At 75.7% G+C, this 2614-nt stretch carries 1 protein-coding gene; it reads left to right on the top strand.

Going from position 1 to position 2614, the window contains the following annotated elements; all coding sequences use genetic code 11:
- On the top strand, positions 1-2599 hold a 2599-nt coding region (locus AB0I76_RS27335; protein ID WP_357041233.1), incomplete at its 5' end, for a hypothetical protein.
- Positions 2600-2614 lie beyond the last annotated feature (15 nt).

Genomic DNA, 2614 nt, shown 5'->3' with positions numbered 1-2614 from the left:
GCCCGCCCCGCTGGCCGCCGCGCTCAAGGTCGCGCCGGCCGCCGACACCCCGCCGGACGGCGACGGCGGCTGCACCGGCGCGGACGCCGCCACCGCCCTGCCCGGGACGGTCAGCCTGCGCTTCGGCGCCGGTGGGCTGGAACTCGACGGCGACTCCGGCGAGGCGCGGGTGTGGGGACAACGGTTCCGCTTCGGCTCCGCCACCGGCGACACCACCTTCCTGCCCCGGCTCTGGACGCTCGTGCTCGCGTACGACGTCGAGCCGGACACCCTCGACCCCACCGCCATCGGCACGGACCTGGTCCGCTTCGGGGCCACCGACGCGGCGACCGGGGTCGCGACCGTACGCGGCGGCGGGCTCGGCCTGCCCGTGGTGACCGCCGGTGATCCGGCGATCCTCGGCGAGGCGGCGACCGCCGCCCGCTGGCTGCTCCAGGTCACCGGCCTGACCGCCCGCTGGTACGAACCCGACCCACGCCCGCACGAGCTCCCGGAGGCCTGGGTGGCCGTGTCGGCGGCTGGCGCGATGCTGGTCGCCGAGGGCATCGCCGCGCTGAGCCCACCGGTGGACCACACGTACGACCTGTGGGCGCTGCCCGACGGAGGGCACCGGCTGCCGTGGCGGCACCGCTACGACCGGCCCTTCTTCCTGCTCTACAACTGCCACCTCGCCGACGGCGAGCACCTGATGACGCAGGGTGGCGCGGAGGTGGCGCTGGACCGGCCGCTGACCACCGCGGGCCGGCCGGTGCCCACCCCGGCGCAGAGCGGGGTGCTCCTGCTGCACCGGCTCGGCGGCGAGGTCACCGCCCTGCTCGGCGCGACGCTGCCGCCGGACCCCCGGCGGCACCTCCAGTTCGCCCTGCGCAACGCGCTGGTGTGGACGGCCCTGCCGGGCCTGGTCTACGTGCGCGGGGCGCTGCGCGACGGGCGCTCGGTCGAGGCCGGCCAGGCGCACCTGCTCCTCGGCGTGCACGGGTGGGCGCCGATCCTGCCCGACCCGTACGTCGCCAACGCCGCCGTGACCCGTCCCCGGATCGGCCGGGAACCGCCGCCGGCCGCGCTGGTCTGCACGGTCGGGTGGACCGCGCCGGACTCCGCGGTGACGGTCGACTTCGACGGCCGGCTCGGCCCGTCGGCCGCCGTCAGCGGCCGGCCCGCCTCGTCCGGCGAGCCTCGTCCGGCCGACGACCGGGACGACGGCACCGACGTGGGTCTGACCCAGGTCGAGCAGGGGCGGCTCGGTCTGGACAAGCGGACCGGCGCCGAGTGGCTCGCGGCGCGTCGCCGGGAGCAGGAGTTGCGGGGCCAGCGCGTGGAGGCGGCCCGGCAGCAGAACGCGCTCAGCGAGGCCCTGGTCGACCGCTACCTCGACGAGGTGGTCGGTCCGACGCCCGGACTGCTGCTGCTGGACGTGTCCACCAACCAGGACCTGCTGGGCGTGGCGATGGGCGGGCAGCGCCGGCAGGGCGGCACCCCGTTCGGTGTCGACGGGCTCGACGTCCGCGCCGAGGTCGCCGACCTGCGGGTGGTGGCCCTGCCGCAGGTGCAGTGGGAACCGGTGCGCACCCTCGACGTCGACCAGGACATCATGACGATGGGCTGGTTCCCGACGCCGCTGGCCTCGGCCGTCGACGGCGGTGCCACCACCCTCGGCGCCCGGTCGCAGAAGCTGGTGCCGGTGGTCCCGGCCGACGCCCTCGACGGCACCGTCGGCGCGTTCCGCGACGGCACCCCGGTGGGCATGCGCACGACCCTCCCCTTCGGACTGGTCGCCGCGGTGCTGGTCCGCCCGGACGCCACCGCCGACCGTCCGGCCGACCTGCTCGGCCTGACCCGGCCGGCGTTCCCCGCCGAGGACGCGGTCGGCGGTATCCAGGTCACCGCGCACGCCGAGGGCGGCCGGCCCGACGACGGCGGGGTCTCCGCCACCTTCGACGGGCGGCTCCGGCAACTGCTCAACGGCGTCGACCTCGCCAGCGGCGCGCCGCTCGGGCTGTCCGTGCTCGGCTCGACGGCCGACCCCGTCGGCAGCGTGGAGACCGTCTTCAACAACGACATGGCGGCCAACCCCCGGGTGCCGGTCACCCGGATCGACATCTCCGGCTACGGCGGCTCGAACTTCAGCGACTGGAACAACCCCTTCGCCGCGTTCGCCGAGGCCGCGAAGGTGCAGTTCCGGGTGGTGGTCGGCCGGACCGCGCTGGAGGTCGTCAAGGTCAACAGCGTGCTGCACCCGTGGGGCGTCCGCGTGACCCGGTCGGTGACCGTCGAGCGCCGCCCCGGCGGCGGGGTGATCCGACGGGACAGCGGCTGGCAGGCGTTCACCCCGGGCCTGTTCGACTACCGGTACTTCGACGAGGGCGTCGGCGACGTCGTCGTGGCCCCGTACACGTTCGACGCCGGCCTGTTCCGCGGCCTGTTCGACGTGCGGACCATCCGGCCGGCCCCCGGCGCGGTCTTCGGCTCCGGCGGCACGCAACTGGTGCCGTACCACTTCGACGCCGACCTGGCCCTCGACGGCCTGCCCGGCCGGTCGTGTCGATCCAGGCCCAGGTGGTCAACCTGCTGGACGAACTCCAGGACACCCTCGGCCTGACCTACCTGGTGATCG

Origin of the sequence: Micromonospora sp. NPDC049799 (genome assembly GCF_040656655.1) — a bacterium.
GTDB lineage: Bacteria > Actinomycetota > Actinomycetes > Mycobacteriales > Micromonosporaceae > Micromonospora.
Note: the sequence above shows the minus strand (reverse complement) of the source record. Positions and strands in the feature narration are given on the sequence as shown.